Source organism: Rhizobacter sp. P3_B12, assembly GCF_056402895.1.
In genome coordinates this window covers 1-4,506 of sequence record NZ_JBFUGN010000498.1, presented here as the reverse complement: position 1 = coordinate 4,506, position 4,506 = coordinate 1, and the positions used below count along the sequence as shown (strand labels likewise).

At 66.7% G+C, this 4,506-nt stretch carries 4 protein-coding genes; 3 read left to right on the top strand and 1 reads right to left on the bottom strand.

The features are described 5' to 3' along the window. Positions 1-62 precede the first annotated feature (62 nt). Positions 63-1,133 carry a substrate-binding domain-containing protein gene (locus AC1D01_RS22215; RefSeq protein ID WP_477870126.1) on the bottom strand — a complete coding sequence of 357 codons (1,071 nt, stop codon included), beginning with the start codon at positions 1,131-1,133 and terminating at the stop codon, positions 63-65. A 354-nt stretch (positions 1,134-1,487) separates the two neighbouring features. On the opposite strand from AC1D01_RS22215, the gene AC1D01_RS22210 reads away from it, so the two are divergent. The 3 genes from AC1D01_RS22210 to AC1D01_RS22200 form a co-directional block, all read left to right on the top strand. Next, a complete protein-coding gene (locus AC1D01_RS22210) occupies positions 1,488-2,573 on the top strand; it encodes a glycoside hydrolase family 5 protein (protein ID WP_477870124.1) in 1,086 nt (361 codons plus the stop codon). Positions 2,574-2,683: 110 nt separating this feature from the next. Then, entirely contained in the window at positions 2,684-3,913 is a 1,230-nt protein-coding gene (locus AC1D01_RS22205) for a hypothetical protein (protein WP_477870122.1), read from the top strand. Between the two features lie 31 nt (positions 3,914-3,944). Next, on the top strand, positions 3,945-4,506 hold a 562-nt coding region (locus tag AC1D01_RS22200; RefSeq protein WP_477870120.1), incomplete at its 3' end, for a hypothetical protein.

Here is a 4,506-nt window from a genome sequence, read left to right as displayed (position 1 = left end):
GTGGCGTTTCGATCACCAGATCTTGATCGGTTCGTTGCGGTGGCCAGCAAGAAGCGGGGGGCTCATTCAACCGAACGAGGCGGTGGTGCCGTGGTACCCCGCACCATCAGCTGCAGATCCAGCGACCCGATCGGTGCCTCGTTCAGCTGCTTCACGCCCAGCAGCCGAAGCAATTCCCTGGCGGCGGTACAACCCATCTCGTAGATGGGTTGCCGAACGGTGGTGGTCGGCGGCACGGAATACTCGGAAGCAGGCAAGCCGTCGAACCCCACCAGCGAGATCTCTGCGGGCACCTCGATGCCTCGATTGAACAAGACCAGCCGCGCGCCATTCAAGCTCTGGTCGTTCGCCGCGAAGACCGCCGTGAACCCGATGCCGGAACCGAGCAGGGCCTGCATCGCCTGCACGCCACCCGGCTCGGAGAAGTCGCCGCGCACGATCAGGCGCTGATCCACCGAGAGACCGGCATCGCGGTGCGCATCCATGTAGCCCTGCATGCGGGCGATCGCGTCGGGCTGGTACTCGATCCCTGCGATGTGGGCGATCCGCCGATGCCCCAACTCGATCAGGTGACGGGTCGCCATGTAGCCGCCCTGGCGCTGGTCGACATCCAGCGAACGCAAGCGGGGGCCGTCGCAGTCGCGGCCGATCGCGACGATGGGCTGCAGTTCGGAGAGATCCAGCAACTGCTCGTTGGTGAGCCGTCCACCGATGACCACGATGCCATCGATCTTGCGCGACATCAGCACGCGCACGCGCTCCGTTTCGTCACCGGTGCGATTCCAGTGGCCGGAGATCACGATGGGGGTGTAGCCACCGCTCATCAGTTCGTCTTCCACGCCTTTGGCTGCACGCGACGTATAGGGGTTGTCGAAATCCTGCGTCAGCACGCCAATGGCCATGCTCACGCCACTGCGCAGGCTCTTCGCCACGAGGTTCGGCTTGAAGCGCAGCTTCTTGATCGCGGCGTCGACGGCCTCGCGCCGGGGCGAGTCGACCTGGCCGTTCAGGATGCGCGACACGGTGCTGGCTGACACACCGGCCAGCCGAGCCACATCCTGCAGGGTCGAACTCTGCTCCGGAGCGCCTGGGTTCGCCGGGGCGCCGTGCCTTCCTTTGGTAGGGCTGGTCATTGAGATGCTTGCCCGAACGGGCGCTCCTTAGCGATTCCTGGAATCGATTGCACTAGGCATCTTCCAGCGAACTGTTGCTTCTGTTTCGCGAGTCGATGCTGGCAGGGCGAAAAGAGTCGCCCACTGCTCAGTAATTCACGTTATCCCGATCATAAGGCACGGCCCCGTTGACACGGCTAGTAACCTTGCTGCAACATTGCTCTGAGCTTGCAATCGATTGCACGCACATTCCACACCTCATGACCGGAAGTTGAACGAATGATGAAGACGGAAGAAAGCTCGGCCAGCGGCGCCCCTGACAGGCCTTTTCCAGGCCTTCCTTCCTCGTCGTTGCAATCGATTGCACGGCTCGCCGTGACCGCGATCCTGCTCTGCGCGGGGCTGGCGGCTTGCGGCGGAGCCGGCGGCGCGACGGCGTCCGACGCGGCAACGCTGGCCGACTATCCCGCAGCGGCGGCGGGCAATCCCCCTGGCGCCTCGGCGCGAGCCCACAGCGCCGCGGCCGCGTTCGGCCGTGGGGTGAACTTCGGCAACATGCTCGAGCCGCCGCGAGAAGGCGACTGGGGGGTGACCGTGGAGCAACGCTTCATCGATCTGCTCGATGGCGGCACGTTCGACAGCGTTCGGCTGCCTGTCCGGTGGAGCAATCACGCCTCGGCCGATGCGGCGGCCGTGATCGACCCTGCCTTCTTCGCCCGCGTGGACAGCGTGGTCGACCGCCTGCTGGACAAGGGTGTCTACGTGCTGCTCGACATGCACCACTATCGCCAGCTCGACGGCGACGTGCTGGACGCCAACGAACGCTCGGTGGATCCCGCCGTGCTGGAAGTGCGCTTCCTCTCGATGTGGCGCCAGATCGCGGCCCGCTACAAGAATCGCAGCGACCGGTTGATCCTGGAGGTCTACAACGAGCCGCACGGCAACCTGACCGATCGCTGGAACGACCTCATGGCGCGGGCTGTCGGCGTGATTCGCCGCGACAACCCGCAACGCCTGATCGTCGTCGGCCCGACCAGCTGGAACAGCGCGGCCGACCTGTCCAAGCTCGTGCTGCCCAACGACGCCAACCTGATCCTCACGGTCCACAACTACGAACCGTTCAACTTCACCCACCAGGGCGCCACCTGGGTCACCCCGGCGCTGCCGGTCGGGCTGGGCTGCTGCACGGCGGACCAGCTGTCGCGAATGACCTGGGGCCTGGACCTCGCGAAGGCCTATGGCGCGCAGGTCCGCTACCCGATCTTCGTCGGCGAGTTCGGGTCGTACTCGGCCGCGGACAGCGCCTCGCGGGTGCACTACTCGCGTGTCATGCGCGACCTGATCGAAGCCCGCGGCATGAGCTGGCACTACTGGGAGCTGGCCTCGAGTTTCGGCGTCTACGACCCCTCGGGTGCCGGTGCGTTCCGTACCGACCTGAGAGATGCCCTGTACGGCCGATGAGCGCCTCCAGCTTGATTTCCCGCGTTGCGCCACGTCGCGGCACAACGCTGATCCGTCCGCCCGCCACGTGCAGGCAATCGTCTACCACCCCCACAGCAAAGAAGTCCCCCATGAACATCGACAACTCCCATCGCATGGCCGCCGTCTCGACCCTGTTCCTGCTGCTCGCAGCCTGCGGCGGCGGAGGCACCCCGGTGCCGGGCCCGGCGCCTGCACCTGCACCGGCGCCCGCCGTGCCGGTCACCATCAATGGACAGGTCGTCGCGTCGTTCACCGCGGCCGACGGCAGCACCGACCAGGGGCGGACGGCCTCGGCATTCGCCTATGCCGAAAAGGCGGGCGACTTGCCCTCCCTGCCGGTGCTGGGTGTCAGCAACAACATCCTCAATGTCACCAGCAGCTTCAGCAACGCCGGCGGCAGCACCTTCGGCGGCGTGGGCATCGATATCCCGCTGCGCGATGCCGACCGCAACCAGGTCCAGTCCGGCGCGACCAAGTTGCAGTTCTCGCTGGCATCGACCGGCACCAACAAGACGCTCAAGCTCAAGATCAAGGCGCTGGGCTCGACACCCAACGGTTGCGTGCCGGCGGCCAGCGTGACGGTCACGGCCACCCAGACGAGCTACGAGCTGGCGCTGACCGATGCCAACTTCAAGCTGCCCGACTTCTGCGCCGGCGCCACCGTCACCAACCCGGCGCTGGCCGGCACGCTGGCCAATGTCGGAGCCATCGAGGTGTCGGACGAGGCCCTCCCGGCCACCGGTTCCGCCACCGTGGGGATCCATGTGGGAAGCATCGCATTCGCGCCCAAGCCCGCCACGCCGGCCACGTCGGCTGTGTCGATCACGGGCCCGTTCTCGTTCGAGTACGGCACCGGCGCAACGGGGAACGCTCTCGCTGAAAGCAGCTCGGCGTACACGCTGACCGGCAATCGCACTGCGGCCACCGAATCCTGGGCTGCCACCGTGGCCGTGCTGCCGCTGACCGCGACGAGCGACGTGTCCGGCTGGCCCGCACTGAGCATCAACCTGGCGTCCACCAGCAACAGCCAGGTCGTGGTCATGCTGCAGTCGGCCGATGCGGTCGACGATGGCTGCTTCCCGAGCTATGTGGTCACCGGCCTGAGCGGTACCGCCGCGACGCGCGTGATTCCCTTCTCGTCGTTCAGCCTGGCCAACAACCCCGATGCCACCTGCGCGGCTGCGAGCGCCACGCGTCCTGACACCGCACTCGCGCTGACCAAGCTCAAGCAGTTCCAGATCCGCGAGCTCAAGGGCAGCGCGGGCCTGGATGCGGTGTCGGTGGTCATCGGCAAGCCTGTCCTGCTGTCGGGTCAGTGATCGGCGCGGACCCAACCAACAAGGAGATGACATGAAGCTCGACCCCTTCCTCGCCCTCGCAGCGTGCGCCTTGCTGGGCGCGTGCGCCCAGTCGCCGGCACCCAAGCCCATGGTCGTGCCGCTCGCGTCGCAGGCCGCGGCGCCCAACGTGCAGGCCGACTCGGCCGATCGGTTGTGGGTGACGACGTTCAAGAGCCCGTCACGCACGCCGGAGGGAGGGGTGATCACCAGTTTCGCCTTTTCCGAGAAGCAAGGCGATGCGCTGGTATCGCCGCTGGCCGTGCACGGCGATGCGCTCGCCGTGACCGGGCAATTCTTCGGCAAGGGCGCCAGCGCGTGGGGCGGTCTCGGGGTCAACATCGGCGCGCCGAGATCGATCCCGGTGAAAGCCGGCGACTACCGGTTCCTGACGATCYGGCTCAGCTCCGCCACCAGCACCCGCCTGCGCGTGCGGCTTGTCGGGCCGGACGAGGCCACGCAGCGGCTCGGTTGCTACCCGATGGTGTGGCAAGCCGTGAAGCCCGAAGTGGCCGAGTACCGGATTGCGCTGGAGCGCTTCGCCCCCGAAGGCTATTGCGGCCCCAAGGGTGTCG

What these genes read in the sequence shown, in the direction of transcription:
- AC1D01_RS22205 (WP_477870122.1), top strand. Translation starts at nt 2,684, where the DNA reads ATGAACATCGACAACTCCCATCGCATGGCCGCCGTCTCGACCCTGTTC.
- AC1D01_RS22215 (WP_477870126.1), bottom strand. Translation starts at nt 1,133, where the DNA reads ATGACCAGCCCTACCAAAGGAAGGCACGGCGCCCCGGCGAACCCAGGC.